The 436-nt window shown below is 68.3% G+C and carries 1 protein-coding gene; it reads left to right on the forward strand.

Features of this window, described 5'->3' with window-relative positions:
- Positions 1 to 385 (forward strand): phosphoribosylanthranilate isomerase (locus tag D7Y13_RS43125; protein WP_439329270.1); only part of this gene is annotated, 385 nt, incomplete at its 5' end.
- Positions 386 to 436: the final 51 nt, after the last annotated feature.

Here is a 436-nt window from a genome sequence, read left to right on the forward strand (position 1 = left end):
CCACGGGACCGCGCCCCAACGCGTGGCGGAGATCAAGCAACGCGGACTGGAAGTATGGGCCGCGGTCGCGGTGAAGGCGCGCGGCGACCTGGACCAGGCGCGCAGCTATCTGAAGGCGGCTGACAAAATCCTGTATGACGCCAAGACGCCAGACGGTGCGCTGCCCGGCGGGATGGGCGTGCGGTTCGATTGGAGCTTGCTCGACGGGTTCCGCCATCCGCTGCCCTGGGCGCTGTCAGGCGGATTGTCCGCGGACAATGACGGCGAGGCGGTGCGGCGCACCGGCGCTACGCTGGTCGATGTTTCCTCGGGCGTCGAATCGGCGCCGGGCGTCAAGGATGTGGACAAGATCGCCGCGTTCCTGCGCGCGGTCGCCGTCCTCTAATCCGTTCGTGCTGAGCCTGTCGAAGCACGGGCCAAGGACGCGCCCTTCGAC

Source organism: Corallococcus praedator, assembly GCF_003612125.1.
Classification (GTDB): Bacteria; Myxococcota; Myxococcia; order Myxococcales; family Myxococcaceae; genus Corallococcus; species Corallococcus praedator.